This window comes from Candidatus Cloacimonadota bacterium, assembly GCA_034722995.1.
Classification (GTDB): Bacteria; Cloacimonadota; Cloacimonadia; order JGIOTU-2; family JGIOTU-2; genus JAGMCF01.
The window spans coordinates 22864-37056 of the sequence record JAYEOL010000064.1; the positions used below are offsets into that span (position 1 = coordinate 22864).

Below are 14193 nucleotides of genomic sequence, written 5' to 3' on the forward strand. Positions count from 1 at the left end.
CAGAGATATAGTTTTTTAAAATTTGTAATCATATAATTTTTTATAATTGTTATTCATTTTAATTAACTCATTGTGAGTCCCTTGTTCTATAATTCTTCCATTATCCAGAACAAGAATTTTATTACATTTTCGCGTGATTGTTAAATGATGTGTAATGACAAAAATAATCATATCTTCAGGCAAATTAATAATTGTTTTATTAATAAAGCTTTCACTTATCGGATCAATATTGGAGGTTGCTTCATCTAAAATCAATATCTTTGGATTTCTTATTAATGCTCGAGCAATTGCAATCCTCTGTTTCTGACCAACTGATAAATTCGCACCTTTTTCTCCAACAATCGTTTTATATCCAATTGGTAATTGTTTGATAAACTCATCCGCATAAGCTTGTTTTGCAGATAAATAAATCTCCTCCTCGCTTGCTCGACCATTGCCAAATTTGATATTATTGTAAATCGTATCATTAAACAGATACGGTTCTTGCTCAACAATGGCTACCTGTCTTCGTAAAGCTATTAATTCTGATGTAACTAATCTCCTACCATTTAGAATTATATCACCTTCATCTATCTCATATAAACCTGCAAGAAGTCGCAGTAAAGTTGTCTTTCCCCCTCCAGAACTGCCCACAATACCTATCTTCTCACCATTTCTTGCTGTGAAACTTATTCCTTTTAATATTTCTTCTTCTACAATTTTATTTGTAATGAGATTTTTATCCTTAAGATTTTTAAATTTTATTCCATTAATATCTTCTTCTCTGTGCCTCTGTGCCTCTGTGGCAACTCTTTTCTCATAGGAAAAATGAACATTCCCAAAAGCTAATTGCTCAATCTTTTCTGGCAAAACTATCTCTTTATCTATCCTTTCTTCAGGCAAATCAAAAAGTTCTCTAACCCTTTCCAATGCCATTAGTGACTTCTGTATCTGTATATTGACATTTATCAATCTACTTGTTGGACCAAACAAATAACCCACAAACGAATTGAAAGCAATGAGTGAACCGAGAGTTAGATTTCCCTGTATTATCTCATAACCACCATAACCTATAATTACTATTGGTGCAAGTCCACCTAAAAAGCCGGTTACTGTGCTGTTGAGAAAAGATGTTTTTCCCAGTTTGATATTTGAACGAAATGCCTGCTTCGCTCTTTTGATATATCGCAAAAGATTGTATTTATATTTCAAAAAGACCTTAATCAACTCAACCATATTAAGCGACTCTTCTAATTGTCTCGTTGTCTGCGCATTATCCTCATAAAATACTTTTGATAATTTACGAATTATCTTGCTAAAATAGATTGTGGATGCTACAAAAAAAGGCAGAATTGTAATGGAAATCAGTGCCAGTTTCCAGTGAATAATAAAGATTGCCATAACTCCAACAAGAAAGGTAAGAATATCCTTTATTATCATTATAACAGTATCAGCAAACAAAGTTCGTATCCTGTCTGTATCGTCATTTATGCGGGAGATAAGATAACCTGTGCCGTATTTTTTGTTTATCTTAAGTGGAAGTTTATTTATTTTCTCCAGCAAATCCAATCTGATGCTTAAAATTACTTTTGTATTGATTTTGTAAAAGAGAAGTCCTTGAAAATAGCCAACTACTTTCATAAAGATAAGCAAGCCCAATACAAGCAGGATTAAAAACAATAATTCTTGCAGGTTTTTGTTTGGAAGTGTTTTGTCTATTATGTGGCGTGTAATAAGCGGAGTGGGTAGGATGAGGATGGAGAGAAGGAATACGGAGATGCCACCTATTATTAGACTGGTGATGTGTTTTTTGAAATATGGGGTGAGGAAGCGGAAAATGAGGTTAGTGTTCATTTGTTTATTTTCAAAAAGTAATGTACTTATTTTATTGCCAATAATTTTAAGTTTCCTCATCCTATAAACATAAATAGACATTTTTTCTTAAAAAGTATACTTTGTAATTGTATTTAATTCTTGAGTTTTTTTCAGTATTTATTTCATCAGTTTTTTTAGAAATATATTATTTATCTTGTGGATTCTATTTAAACAATTGCTTAGTAGTAACCTAAACAATGCTCGTAAAACAACTCAAATAAATATATACTTTTTAGACATACTACACTTTTAAATTATATTATCTAATTATCTAAAATTTTATAGATAATTTTCTATATATTCAATAAATATATCGTTTCTTTGACTAAGTTTTTTGTTTAGCCAAAATTTATGTGCCAAACCTACTGTTATTAGAATCTTTTTCCTTGGGTTTTCTTTTATAGTAGCACTTATTTTCTCATAAAATTTCATGTTCCATTTTTCCTTTACCTCCCACAAACTGGGAAGAAGTTTTTTACAGTATTCATAAGCCATTTCATATAACAAGTCGAACCTTTTAGACTGAAGCATTTTTAAATTTTCACAAACAACAATTTTTTGGAAAATTCGTTCAAATTCATAATAACATTCTAGCCTAATATTCTCGATTAATTCTTCCTTCATCCTTTTAATTACTAAATCTCTTTCTTTTCCCCATGCCATACCTTCAGGAGTATTGGGTTGAATAGGAATAATATTATAACCTTCTTTGGAGGCAAGAGGAATAATTATTTCAGGATACTCAGGTTTCGATTTGCAGGTTATAATCCCATCTAGTTGATCCTGGCTCAATTCAGCACATATAATATCTGAATTTATCTTTTTAATGAGATTTTTTAGAACTTTCATACTATAATAAGAAATTTTATGATGAAGTTTATGTATTGTGCCTAATACAATTACTTTCGGGGGTATTCTTTCCTGTTCCATAATAATAATGAAAAGATTACTTGAATAATTCTTTAGTCAAATATTTCTTCAGGTAAAATTTATTCAAAGTAAGTATCTACAAACCAATCTAAATATAACTTATAACTCAACTTTATTTGTGTACAAAAGGGGAATTTGCTCTTCTTTTTTGATTTACAACCTCCATGACAAATAGGACGAAATTTACACTTACCACAAACTATATCATTAGTAAGATTCAACTCTGTCCAGTTTGCTAATTTACTTTCATTTATAACTAACTTACCTTCTTTATCAATTTTACTAATAGAATCTTTTTTTTCAACCATCGCTGCACACTTATATATACGACACTTAGGACCGATCACAAAAGAATCTAGCTTTTCAACTCCACAATATGTACCCCATCTTTTAATTGGTTTAAAAACAAATGGTACTTGCTTTGTACTTTTATCAATATTAATATATTTGTTGTATAATGTTAAAATCTTTGCTACTCGTTCAGGATGTTTATCAGGTGTAAACATTTTATCATAATGGTCTTTGGGCACAGTTGATAGCATAGATGTACTTTCAAATTCAAATATAACATCATCCCTGAGCTTTGGGGGAAAATTTTTTAAAAAATAATCCAGATAATCCAAATTTTCTTTATCTAAGTTTACTCTAATTTTTAATATTGTATCAATAGATTTTTTTTCTAAAAATGTTAACAGATTCTCCATAATTGTCTCATAGGTTCCCTTCCCATTTGCTAGTGGACGTCTCTTATCGTGAATTTCTTTTGGACCGTCTAATGTAATCATTATTTTTTGTAGATGAAATTCATCAATAAGGATTTGTGCTACCCTCCCTTTTAACAGGTAACCATTTGTTGACATTACAGAGTTGAATTCACAATTATTTTTTATACATATATTTCTAATTCTTGAATTTAATTTTCTTATTATTTCTAAGTTTAGCAATGGCTCTCCACCATACCACGCAATTGATAAAGGTGAAGTTGATCGATATTTCACTTGATTGTCAATAAATTTCAAAATTCTTTCCATACATCCATTATTCATATAAATTTTTCTATGTCTTTCGTAACAATATACACATCTGAAATTACAGTCAAAAGTATTTACTATTGTTATTGAAAGACCTTTTGATCCATATTGAGCCAACAACTCTCTTGAACGTATTCGGTTATTTTCTTCATTTCTATTTTTAACAATGAAGCCACCTTTAATCAAATTATTTTTTATTTCTATCAAGTTCGTTTCCAAATTGGGAAAACTGTCTGGTTTCTTTATTATAGATAGAGCTTGCTTAAACTGTTGTTCATTTTTGAATTTCAATAGTGCACCTGTTAATAAATTTACACCCACATAATTATTTTTAGGGGTTTTGCGAAATATATTATAATTCGATGCTTCCATAAATTACTTACTCCTTTTTTACAAGGGGACAATTTGATAATAACTCATTCTTGCATCCTCCATAACAATATTCGAGAAAAGGACACTGAATGCATTGTTTTATTTCAAATGGATCCTTACTAATAAAAGAATAAAAAAGAGAAAAATTCCGTTTTTCAATTCCTTGCTCATTTATACTTCCAATAATTTTATTCTTAAAAAACTGAGAAAAACATTGATAAAAATTACCCTCTAAATCTATTAGAAAATGGTTCCAGTGTTCAGCAAAACAATATGAATAGTTTGTAAACCAATTAAATGTAAATGGGATTTCCCTGCTTTTTAATTCTTCTCTTAATAGATTGATAGAGGTAGTCTCAAAAAAAGAGAATTTAGAATTATGTAGAGCTTCTTTTTGCCAACATGGGAAAAAGGGTATCTTTACAACTTCAATAATATTTTTGTCTATCTTCTCTGATATTGAATCGACTAATTCAATAATATTTTTAGGATTTGAATGATTGTCAATATTATAAAAACATAATATCAGCTTCTGGAAAATACCCAAGCGATTTAATCTTTTTATCCTTTCAGTATAAAATTTTATCTTTTCTAATAAATTTAATTCTTTTTCATTTATATCAAAAAATAAATAGTTAAAGTTAAAATAATCTCTAAAATCTTTATTTGGTAATTTTAAAGAATTAATAGGATTAATAGGATGAAGCACTGTAAATAAATTTCCGGTACTATATCTACAAATTTTTCTAAGTTCATTAATTGCTTTAGCATATTTATTAATTGAATTTAGATTGGGCATATAAAATTGAACCCAAGTATGCTCCGCCATTTGAATTTTTTGTTTCAACCATTTTATAATCTTTTCTTTTAACTTATTATGATCTTCTATTTTAAAAACAAAACTAATAAAAACAATATGACGACTGAACCTAATAAATTTATTCTTGAGAGATTTTACTTTTAATGACTCATTTTTTAATTTATTACTTCCCCCACATGTAAAATCTGAAATATTTAGCATTTTTCACATCCTTTTATATAAATTAAATAAACTGGGGAGATAATTTGTTTCTTCTCCCCAGGTAAAACCCCACACGTTTTTATAGATTAGGTTTTTCATCTAGAATCGCTACACACTGTTCACCACCACAATCAGCAAGTGGAACTGCAGACTTTGCAATATCTCCTTCTTTAAGAATAGTTATTTCCTCATCAAGCTGTATAGGGTTGATAAGAAATTTCATTTCTTCCTCCATATTTTACCCTTGTCCACTTTTCCTTCTCACCCAGGAATTTATTTACCTCACGGCATAAGGCGAGAAGTATTCCCTCAGCAACAGTATGAATAGCCATTTCTGGTTTGCCATATCCAAAATGGAACTTCTCCCAGCCGGTCTGCCTCTCTACATTGGGAAGAAAAATAGAGATGCAGATATTCAAGTGAATTTATTTTTTCCAACCCATCGGATATACATCCAACGGGTTAAAATTACGAATATATTTCTCACAGAGGTGTGAGATAATTTAAATATTTTTTGATAAAGATATTGGTATTCTTTAACTTTCATAATTTCTTATAAAATATTTTATGGGGCCTTTTAGGTAGCGTTATTTCACAAAACAAAAAAGGACGCCACTTCCATAACGTCCTGTCTCAAGGTATACCCTACCTAATCACCAAGACATAAGAAAGTGCGTCCGAATTGGACGCAACCTTCTCACTTGCTCTGGTGATTCGATAAAATAGGTATTTATGAGACAGAACCAGTAAAAGGTGCGAAAAATTTTTATTCTCGCTTTAAAACAGCTAAGTCATTTTTTTCCCTTAATTACAAATTAGTATATTTTTCACATTTCATATTTTAAACCATTTTTATTTCAATAATTTTTTAAATTCTTCAATACCAATGTTTGCATCTTTTAGAATACTTTTTAACACTTTAGGGTGAAGAATTTTTCCTGAATGATAAGGAATTGTAACACGAGTATTTAGTTCATTTCGGTAAATTTTATGACTACCACTTTGTCGTACCAAATGGAATCCTAAATGTTTTAGTGCTTTTATAACTTTGTCAGCTGTAACTCTTGGTAGTTTTTCACTCATATAGCCATTTTCATAGTCGTCAAACTAATCATTTCAATTTGCGGAAGCACTTCATCATTTTCTAATCTATCTTCAATATGAAGCCGAACAGCATCTCTAATATTTTCTAATGTCTCTTCATAAGTCATTCCTTGTGTATAGCACCCTTGTAACTCAGGACAAAATGCAAAGTAACCATCCTTGTCTTTTTCTGTCACAATGGAAAATTGATAATAATTCATATTTTATTTCTCCATCGTATTTCTTATGTAATTATGTAAAAAAAATACAGAATTCATTTTATTCCATATCAAATTATTTAGGGGGTATAATAACTTAGCTATTCTCTCTAATAGGGTGAACTAACATAATTTATCCGCAGACTGGCGGACGTGATAATCTAACTGTCATTTTATTACACCCCCTTAACTTTGAAAAATATAGTACAAAATTAATATCCTTATTTTTATTCTGTCAAATTTTTCAGCAAATTTTTTTAATTTTTTTCAATAAATTCTCAAAAAACTAAAAAAGTTGACTGTTATTTCAATATCTTGATAAACTTTCTAATATGTTTAAAATAATATCTAACAAAATAACAAAAATTGTTGATGATTTTCTTTTATATCCCCTTACTCATCGGCTATGCATCAGATGGATTTCTTTATTGTTTTTTACTTTCTTAGCCATTTCAAACTATGCAGCAGAAATCATGGATAATAAATTCTATATAGATGTAGAAATTCTGCCGAACGCAAATCAAATACATCTTAAATCAAATGGCAATCTTATTATCTCAGAAACAGACTCTCCATTTCAATTGGAATTTTCAAAGCCTGAATTATCTATTCAATTAACGGAAAAAGTAGAAACTTCACCTTATTGGAGAGTTGGAATAAAAAAATTCTCAGACAAAGTTAGTGCTGAAAAATTTTTAAAAAATTTTTCTGAATGCTTTGCTGAACCATCATCAGAAATTGCTTATAAAAACAAAGAACTAAAGCAAATTAGCAATTATTCAGTGTATCTAAAAGAAAGGTTTAATTCATACGAATCGGCAAAAGCAATGTGTGAGATGGATGGATGGATTGAAGAAAAATACTCTTTCTCCAATTCTGAAGTTTTGATTTATGACATCAAAAACGATAAAGAATATTTTCTCAATGCTCCTCTCAATATTACTTCTAACAAACCGATTATAGTTTTTCAAATTCCGAAAACAAATTTCTGGGATCCAAAACAATTTGTAACTCGTTCCTATGAAGGAAATCTCAAAATTCAGTTAAACCAGCTTGGCAAGATGAATCTTATTGCAAATGTTGAATTTGAAAGATATATTGCTGGAGTTGTGCCAAATGAAATTGGAGATGACACTCCAATGGAAGCGATGAAAACACAAGCTATTGCCGCTCGCTCAGAAGCACTCTATAAAATAATTCACAAACAACATAAAGATGATGGTTTTGACCTCTGCGCAAGTGTGCATTGCCAGGTTTTTTCAGGTCTTACTGATGTTACTAAAAAAGTAAAAAGGGCAGTTGGCGAAACCGAATATATGGTAGGCATTTATAATTTTGAAATTATCAATGCGGTATATTCAACTAATTGTGGAGGCATTACAGAAAATAGCAATAATGTTTGGGGCGGCAAATCTGTCCCCTATCTTACAAGCATTTATGATGGAAAAAACAGTTACAAAATTAATCTAACTAATGAAAGTAAGGTAAAACAGTGGATATTGGGGAAACAACAAGTATTTTGCAATACCGAAAATGAAAAGGGCTGGATAAAAAATTCCTACAAATGGAAAAAGGAATTCTTAAAAGAAGATTTAGAAGAACACCTAAATTCAATTTCAGATTTGGGAAAGTTGAAAGACATTAAAATCCTAAAAAGAGGAAATTCAGGTCGGATTTTAGAGCTTAAAATTATTGGCACAAAAAATGAGATACATCTAAATAATGAATTGCAGATTAGACAAGCTTTTAGCGGCTTAAAGTCATCTCTGTTTTTTGTGCAGATAATTGGAAACAAAGTAATTTTTTCTGGTAAAGGTTCTGGTCACGGCGTTGGAATGTGTCAGGTTGGTGCCATCCAAATGGCGAAGGAAGGATATTCTGCAAAAGAGATTTTGAAGCATTACTATACTGGGATAAAGATAACAAAAATTAAGTTATCAAATTAGTATGAGATTTTAATCCTCTGGACTTAATGTAAGTTGTTTAGGTGTTTGCTTCTAACAAACCAATAATAAACTCAAAGGGAAATTCCTTTTTAAATTCAACAATAATTTCTATCAACAGGTTTTCAATTTCATCTGCTAACTTGCTTACATTGATTGTATTTCTTATTTTCCTGATTCCAGATAAAGATTTCCACAAAGATTTATACACAACAAGAGATGTATAGTAAGCATCCTCAAGAAAAAATTCATCTTTGGTAACTACAAATTTCTGCAAAGAATCTAAAGTCCTATGAATTTTTACTGGAATAATTGTTTTATACCAATCCAAATCTGAAAATGGTTCTTCTAATCCGTGCAAACTCAAATATCGTGCTCTATAATCTTGCAGAAAATCTTCTGCTTTAATTAGATAATCATTACTGAGTTTAATGATATGTTTTTTCTGAACCTCTATGTGAATCTTCTCAAAAGGGTCTTCTTCATTCAGAGGTAAAATTTCAATTTTATTTTCTTTGATAAATTTGCCTATCATCTCTCGTGCTTCTTCCAGATTCTCTTTAAGAATTTCAAACCAGTCCTTGTCTTCATACCTGTCTTCAATTTCTTTTTTATAAACTGTGCATCTATCTTTCACAGGACATTTTTCACAGCGGTAATCACAATAATTATAAGGTGCTTTTTTCACTTTTCTCTCCCAAAGCTTATGAATAATTTTATTAAAAAATAGAAAGTAGCTGTAATCATTGTCAAATTTTATTTTCCTGTAAATTATCAGAGTAAGAAAATTGAGTGTTATTTTTAACCTGATAAATCATCCTAAAAAAAATGGAAAATATATTTGACAAGAATATTGTAAGAATTTTATTTTGTATATTGTTTAATCAATTGCCAATAATTGGGAAATACAGAAATGAAAAACAATGAAAAAATAAAACTTGAATATAAAAGCCTTTCTAAAGATGAGGTTTATCTAATATCTCGGGCTGAGTTTGAGAAGCAAACAGTCATCACAACTGACTATGCCAAAAAGCTTTTCACTAATTCACGAAAAGCATCTAAAATTTTAGATAAATTAACGAGAAAAGAACGTCTTATCCAGATTGAAAGAGGTAAATATATAGTTGTGCCCCTAAAAGCCCCCAATCAATTATGGACTCCTAACGAATTTATTATTGCAAAACTCTGGATGAGCGATGTGCCTTACTATATTGGTTATTTTACTATATATAACTATTGGGGGTTTACTGAACAAGTTCCTCAAACTGTTTTTGTATTAAATACAAAGAAATCTCGTTCAAAAATAATATGTAATGTAAGATATAAAGCTGTTAAAATAAGTGAAAAGAAATATTATGGGATCAAAAGGGTAAGAATAAACCAAGAGGAAATATATATTAGCGATAAAGAACGAACTCTAGTAGATTTTATATATAATCCAATTGGTTCATTCGCAAATGTCAAGAAAGTATTGGAAGCCAATCTAAAACAAATTAATTTTACCAAGTTTATAAAATATCTGATATCTTTCCCTGTGATTTCTGTCAGAAGAAGAGCTGGTTATATTTTAGAGCAATTGGGTTATAAAAATTCAGAATTGGAAAGATTACAAAAAAATCTGGGCAATAAGACAACTTATACTGTATTAAATCCAAGAATACCTTGCAGAAAAGGGAAAATCAGTAAAACCTGGAAAGTTATTGTTAATGGATAAAGAACAACTAAAAGATATAATACCTGCATTGGCAAGAAAACATAATTTCAGACAGGCAATCGTAGAAAAAGATTATTACCTCACCATTATTTTGAATAATATTGATTCACATCTAAGCAACAAACTTATTTTTAAGGGTGGCTCACTTCTTAATAAAATTTATTTCAATTACAAAAGGTTAAGTGAAGACATTGATTTCACTTATTTGAGTAAAGACGAATTGAACTCGCGATCTAAAAGATCCAGGGCTATTGCACCAGTTAGAGAAAATATGAAGGAATTCTTAAGATATTTAGGCTTAAAAAGTAAAAATCCAGAGGGTGAAGGATTTAATAATTCTATGCAATATATTTTCAATATTTCATATCCTTCTTTTGTTACTGGAAAAGATGAAAGTATAAATATTGAGACTTCATTAAGACAAAAACCAATAGATAAACCGGTTTATAATGCAATCAGACATTTTTATAGAAATCCTTTTACAGACGAAGATTTAATCCCGGAAAATAAAATATTATCACTATCTCTAATTGAAGCTGTTGCTGAGAAATTGAAAGCTGCAATTACAAGAAAAGATTTGGCAATTCGTGATTATTATGATTTATGGCATATAGCAAAATCAGATTTCGATTTTTATAATAAAAAATTCCTTAATATTTTTAAGAAAAAACTCGGAGGTGAAGGTTATAAATGTGATTATCGTCATAATTTTGGTTTAGATAAAAATGCTGTTAACATACTTAATCATCAGGTAAAAACGGATCTAATACCAGTTATTCGTATTGGAGAACATTTCAATCTTGAAAAAGTTCTTGAACGATTTAACAAGATACTGAAAGAAGTAAATTATTCTTAATAAAAAACTAACAATGCCTAAGCAGGAATTCAAAATGATTCATAAACAAAATCCACTAAAATTTTTCATCCAAACCTATGGCTGTCAGATGAATGTAGCTGATAGCGAAATGGTTTCAGGTCTACTAATCAAATCTGGATATGAACTGACTGAAAATATTGATGAAGCGGACATAATAATTTTCAATAGTTGCACAGTCCGCCAGCACGCAGAAGACAGAGTTATCGGTCGTATTACACAAGAAGGAAATCGCAAAAAAAAGAAACCAAATTTACTTATTGGCTTAATTGGATGCGTTGCCCAACGCTGCGGTGAAGAACTAATACAGAAAATAGATTGCCTTGATTTCGCAGTTGGAACTGACCAATATCGTCTTTTACCAAAAGTAATAGAGAATTGCTTAAAGAATAATTGCTCAACATCTTTGCTTCAAGCAAATTATAAAGAAAATTACAGCGACATTCCTCCTTATAGAAAAAAAGGGATAAATGCTTTCATAACCATCATGCGTGGCTGTAATAACTTCTGCTCGTATTGTATTGTTCCGTATGTTCGTGGAAGAGAACGCTCACGAAATCATCTTGAAGTTCTAAAAGAGATTGAAACGGCTGGGAATAAAGGATACAAAGATATTACACTCTTGGGACAAAATGTAAATTCTTACAAAAATGATAATATTGATTTTCCCACTTTACTTAAACTTGCCTCAAAAATTGATTCCATAAAAAGATTGCGTTTTATTACATCTCATCCAAAAGATTTATCTGATAAATTAATTGAAGTAATGACAAATGAAGAAAAAGTATGTGAGCATCTTCATCTTCCATTGCAATCAGGCTCAAACACTATTTTAGAAAAAATGAATAGAGGTTATTCAGTTGAGCAATACCTTTCTATTATTAAGAAGCTAAAAAATTCTATCCCGAATATTGCCATAACAACTGATGTTATGACTGGTTTTCCAGGAGAAACAGAAAAGGACTTTTTGGATACCTATAATCTTATGAAAAAGATAAGATTTGATTATGCATTTACATTTAAATATTCTCCTCGCAAAGGAACAAAGGCAGCTGATCCCCGAGTAAATCGGGGACAGATAGATGAAAGTATTCGCCTAAAAAGATTACAAAAATTAATAGCACTTCAGGAAAAGATTACTTTTGAAAAATATAAAGAGCAAACCGGAAAAGTTGTTGAGGTTTATGTTGAACAAAAAAGTAAGAAAAACATCAATGAACTATCAGGACGAACAAGGGATAATAAAATAGCTGTGTTTCCTGGAGATAAAAATTTGATTGGCAAATTTGTGAAAGTAAAAATTTGCGATGCAACTGGATGGACATTAAGAGGAAAACAACAAAAAATTTGACAACTAATATTAAGAATTTTCATATAAAATTATGAACTTAAAGAAACTATTATTTCAGAATGTAGCAATTACTAATAGTGAAGTAAAGGAAAAAGACACTAACAGAAAAATCCAAATAGCAACTTGTGCTCTACTTCTTGAGCTTGCAAATGCAGATAGCGAATTCGCAGATGTTGAGAAAGAAAGTATAATTTCTATAATTAAATCTAATTTTAATTTGTCAGATAATGAAGTAAATGAGTTAATAAATGAGACAGAAAAGGAACTCAAACAAAGTATTGATTTGTGGCAATTCACTAATCTTATAAACCAAAATTTTTCAAATGAAGAAAAAGAGAGAATTCTTGAATTTACCTGGCAGGTCATTTATGCAGATGGTCGTCTTGACCAATATGAAGACTATTTGGTTCACAAAATAGCAAATTTATTACGATTAAGCCATGAACAACTTATAAAAACAAAATTATCGGTCTCGGCGCCCAGACGGAAAAGTGAGTGAGAAATGAAGAGAGAAATTAAAGAATTATGGCCAGAATTAAACTGGATAAAGAATAGAAATTTACGAGAAAAAGTTGCAAAAACATGGGAATTGGCTTTTAAAAAAAGTGTGTTAACGCCAGAAGATTTAAAAAAAATACCATTTACCTTACTTGTAAAAAATTGCAAAGTAAGTTTTATGGCTCATAAGCGAGCTGTTGTTCATATCGCTTTTGAATCTGCCAAAATAATGCAGGAATTCTTTGGAGATAATCTGCCAATTAATCTTGATGTAGTTGTTGCAGGTGCTATTTTAGCTGATGTGGGTAAATTGCTTGAATATGAAAAGGATGGAGATACTATAAAATTCAGCAAATCTGGAACTTTGCTTAGACATGCATTTACAGGTGTTTCTCTTGCACAAGTGTGTGGAGTTCCTGATGAAGTCTGTCATATTATTGCAGTACATTCCAAAGAAGGTGATGCATTCAAGAGAACGACAGAAGGATTGATTGTTCATCATGCAGATTTTATGGCTTATCTGCCTTTTAAGAATTTATAGATGAATACCGATAAAACCTGTAAATGGTATAATTCTTGTCCGATAAAATATTTTACTGACGCTGGAAAATTAGAGCCATATTGGGTAGAAAATTATTGTCTGAAGGGTAATAAAAATTGTATTCGTTATCAAATGGAAGAAAGAGGAGAATTTCATCCAGATAATATGCTGCCTAATGGGACGATTCGTGATGATTTAATCTAAATAATGGTTTATGTAGATTAAAGGTTTATCTATGGGTAAAAAATATAAAGAAATTCAAGAAAGAATTATTATAACTTCAAAAACGGATGTTGTTCGGGAACAGTTATCTTTCGTAGATACCTATATAAGCCAACCAATAGAGAATAGAAGACAAAATACTACTGCAGTATATTTAGGAGATGTAAATAAAGCACTGGGACTATTGCCTAATGACATTATAGATTGTGTAGTGACCTCGCCTCCTTATTGGAAACAGAGGAATTATAAACATCCCAAACAGATTGGTCAAGAAAAATCCTATCATGAGTATATAAGAAATCTTGTTGATATTTTTACTAAAATAAAAAGAGTATTAAAGCCCACGGGAACTTTCTTTTTAAATGTAGGATATAAATATCAAAATAAGGAGTTATTACTTATACCTGAATTATTAGCAGTTGAACTTCAAAAAAATGGCTGGGCACTCTTAAACAAAATTATCTGGCAAAAACCTAATGCTATGCCTTCCTCACTGGATAATAGGTTTTCAAACGTTTATGAGCCTATATTTCTATTCGTA

Annotated in this window: 16 protein-coding genes; 8 read left to right on the forward strand and 8 right to left on the reverse strand. The window is 30.2% G+C overall.

The window, feature by feature from the left end:
* Positions 1 to 15 precede the first annotated feature (15 nt).
* The 7 genes from U9R23_07435 to U9R23_07465 form a co-directional block, all read right to left on the reverse strand.
* A complete protein-coding gene (locus U9R23_07435) occupies positions 16 to 1893 on the reverse strand; it encodes an ABC transporter ATP-binding protein (GenBank protein MEA3476254.1) in 1878 nt (625 codons plus the stop codon).
* 240 nt (positions 1894 to 2133) lie between these two features.
* Positions 2134 to 2784 carry a hypothetical protein gene (locus U9R23_07440; protein MEA3476255.1) on the reverse strand — a complete coding sequence of 217 codons (651 nt, stop codon included), beginning with the start codon at positions 2782 to 2784 and terminating at the stop codon, positions 2134 to 2136.
* A gap of 59 nt (positions 2785 to 2843) precedes the next feature.
* Entirely contained in the window at positions 2844 to 4187 is a 1344-nt protein-coding gene (locus tag U9R23_07445; protein MEA3476256.1) for a radical SAM protein, read from the reverse strand.
* 7 nt (positions 4188 to 4194) lie between these two features.
* Positions 4195 to 5208 carry an SPASM domain-containing protein gene (locus U9R23_07450; GenBank protein ID MEA3476257.1) on the reverse strand — a complete coding sequence of 338 codons (1014 nt, stop codon included), beginning with the start codon at positions 5206 to 5208 and terminating at the stop codon, positions 4195 to 4197.
* 79 nt (positions 5209 to 5287) lie between these two features.
* Positions 5288 to 5431 (reverse strand): hypothetical protein, encoded by a 144-nt coding sequence (locus U9R23_07455; GenBank protein ID MEA3476258.1) that lies wholly within the window; start codon positions 5429 to 5431, stop codon positions 5288 to 5290.
* Positions 5432 to 6060: 629 nt separating this feature from the next.
* Positions 6061 to 6291, reverse strand: a complete 231-nt coding sequence (locus U9R23_07460; GenBank protein MEA3476259.1) for a type II toxin-antitoxin system HicA family toxin — start codon at positions 6289 to 6291, stop codon at positions 6061 to 6063.
* Entirely contained in the window at positions 6288 to 6512 is a 225-nt protein-coding gene (locus tag U9R23_07465) for a type II toxin-antitoxin system HicB family antitoxin (GenBank protein ID MEA3476260.1), read from the reverse strand. Before U9R23_07465 ends, U9R23_07460 begins: the two co-directional genes overlap by 4 nt.
* Positions 6513 to 6841: 329 nt before the next feature.
* Here U9R23_07465 and U9R23_07470 point away from each other — a divergent pair, with 329 nt between their 5' ends.
* Positions 6842 to 8455 (forward strand): SpoIID/LytB domain-containing protein, encoded by a 1614-nt coding sequence (locus U9R23_07470; GenBank protein MEA3476261.1) that lies wholly within the window; start codon positions 6842 to 6844, stop codon positions 8453 to 8455.
* A 37-nt stretch (positions 8456 to 8492) separates the two neighbouring features.
* Here the strand turns inward: U9R23_07470 and U9R23_07475 are convergent, their stop codons facing one another.
* Entirely contained in the window at positions 8493 to 9140 is a 648-nt protein-coding gene (locus tag U9R23_07475; GenBank protein ID MEA3476262.1) for a hypothetical protein, read from the reverse strand.
* A gap of 225 nt (positions 9141 to 9365) precedes the next feature.
* Here U9R23_07475 and U9R23_07480 point away from each other — a divergent pair, with 225 nt between their 5' ends.
* The 7 genes from U9R23_07480 to U9R23_07510 form a co-directional block, all read left to right on the forward strand.
* A complete protein-coding gene (locus U9R23_07480; protein MEA3476263.1) occupies positions 9366 to 10166 on the forward strand; it encodes a type IV toxin-antitoxin system AbiEi family antitoxin in 801 nt (266 codons plus the stop codon).
* Positions 10159 to 11022 (forward strand): nucleotidyl transferase AbiEii/AbiGii toxin family protein, encoded by an 864-nt coding sequence (locus tag U9R23_07485; protein MEA3476264.1) that lies wholly within the window; start codon positions 10159 to 10161, stop codon positions 11020 to 11022. The genes U9R23_07480 and U9R23_07485 overlap by 8 nt, the downstream gene beginning before the upstream one ends.
* A 34-nt stretch (positions 11023 to 11056) precedes the next feature.
* Positions 11057 to 12391, forward strand: a complete 1335-nt coding sequence (gene miaB, locus U9R23_07490) for a tRNA (N6-isopentenyl adenosine(37)-C2)-methylthiotransferase MiaB (GenBank protein ID MEA3476265.1) — start codon at positions 11057 to 11059, stop codon at positions 12389 to 12391.
* Between the two features lie 31 nt (positions 12392 to 12422).
* Positions 12423 to 12890, forward strand: a complete 468-nt coding sequence (locus tag U9R23_07495; GenBank protein ID MEA3476266.1) for a TerB family tellurite resistance protein — start codon at positions 12423 to 12425, stop codon at positions 12888 to 12890.
* 3 nt (positions 12891 to 12893) lie between these two features.
* A complete protein-coding gene (locus U9R23_07500) occupies positions 12894 to 13430 on the forward strand; it encodes an HD domain-containing protein (GenBank protein ID MEA3476267.1) in 537 nt (178 codons plus the stop codon).
* Positions 13431 to 13634 (forward strand): uracil-DNA glycosylase, encoded by a 204-nt coding sequence (locus U9R23_07505; protein MEA3476268.1) that lies wholly within the window; start codon positions 13431 to 13433, stop codon positions 13632 to 13634.
* Between the two features lie 31 nt (positions 13635 to 13665).
* Positions 13666 to 14193, forward strand: a 528-nt coding sequence (locus U9R23_07510; protein MEA3476269.1) for a site-specific DNA-methyltransferase, incomplete at its 3' end; no start/stop codon positions are given.

Excerpts from the sequence above, each read along its gene's own strand:
- miaB (MEA3476265.1), top strand. The coding sequence starts at position 11,057 with ATGATTCATAAACAAAATCCACTAAAATTTTTCATCCAAACCTATGGC.
- U9R23_07500 (MEA3476267.1), top strand. The coding sequence starts at position 12,894 with ATGAAGAGAGAAATTAAAGAATTATGGCCAGAATTAAACTGGATAAAG.
- U9R23_07505 (MEA3476268.1), top strand. The coding sequence starts at position 13,431 with ATGAATACCGATAAAACCTGTAAATGGTATAATTCTTGTCCGATAAAA.
- U9R23_07460 (MEA3476259.1), bottom strand. The coding sequence starts at position 6,291 with ATGAGTGAAAAACTACCAAGAGTTACAGCTGACAAAGTTATAAAAGCA.
- U9R23_07435 (MEA3476254.1), bottom strand. The coding sequence starts at position 1,893 with ATGAGGAAACTTAAAATTATTGGCAATAAAATAAGTACATTACTTTTT.
- U9R23_07480 (MEA3476263.1), top strand. The coding sequence starts at position 9,366 with ATGAAAAACAATGAAAAAATAAAACTTGAATATAAAAGCCTTTCTAAA.
- U9R23_07440 (MEA3476255.1), bottom strand. The coding sequence starts at position 2,784 with ATGGAACAGGAAAGAATACCCCCGAAAGTAATTGTATTAGGCACAATA.
- U9R23_07450 (MEA3476257.1), bottom strand. The coding sequence starts at position 5,208 with ATGCTAAATATTTCAGATTTTACATGTGGGGGAAGTAATAAATTAAAA.
- U9R23_07485 (MEA3476264.1), top strand. The coding sequence starts at position 10,159 with ATGGATAAAGAACAACTAAAAGATATAATACCTGCATTGGCAAGAAAA.
- U9R23_07470 (MEA3476261.1), top strand. The coding sequence starts at position 6,842 with ATGTTTAAAATAATATCTAACAAAATAACAAAAATTGTTGATGATTTT.
- U9R23_07495 (MEA3476266.1), top strand. The coding sequence starts at position 12,423 with ATGAACTTAAAGAAACTATTATTTCAGAATGTAGCAATTACTAATAGT.
- U9R23_07465 (MEA3476260.1), bottom strand. The coding sequence starts at position 6,512 with ATGAATTATTATCAATTTTCCATTGTGACAGAAAAAGACAAGGATGGT.
- U9R23_07455 (MEA3476258.1), bottom strand. The coding sequence starts at position 5,431 with ATGAAATTTCTTATCAACCCTATACAGCTTGATGAGGAAATAACTATT.
- U9R23_07445 (MEA3476256.1), bottom strand. The coding sequence starts at position 4,187 with ATGGAAGCATCGAATTATAATATATTTCGCAAAACCCCTAAAAATAAT.